The sequence below is a fragment of the Candidatus Salinivivens marinus genome (genome assembly GCF_965655845.1).
Lineage (GTDB): Bacteria > Pseudomonadota > Alphaproteobacteria > Rhodobacterales > Rhodobacteraceae > Salinivivens > Salinivivens marinus.
The window spans coordinates 1-274 of the sequence record NZ_CBFHHX010000018.1 but is presented as its reverse complement, the minus strand read 5'-3'; the positions used below and the strand labels follow the sequence as shown (position 1 = coordinate 274).

General features: G+C 42.3%; 1 protein-coding gene. It reads left to right on the top strand.

Features of this window, described 5'->3' with window-relative positions:
- Nucleotides 1–274: gamma-glutamyltransferase (locus ACTF5Q_RS11675; RefSeq protein ID WP_438954774.1), on the top strand; the 274-nt coding region annotated here is incomplete at both ends.

Sequence of the window (274 nt, the reverse complement as noted above, 5' to 3'; positions counted from 1 at the left end):
ACCGTGCCAGGTACGATTGCAGGTTGGAAGTCAGCATTAGAGATTGATAGTCCAAAGCACGCAATTCCGCTAAGCGAATTGCTCGCTGCTGCTGTTAAAAAAGCAAAAAATGGAATAGCCGTCACGAAGAATCAATATCATACTCTGGCAGCTAAAAAGCATGAACTTGCACCAGTTGCTGGATTTAAGGAGTTTTATTTAGATAAAGGCCAGGTGCCTGCAGTTGGCTCAAAACTTCTTCAATCTAAATTAGGTGAAACCCTTGAGTATTTGG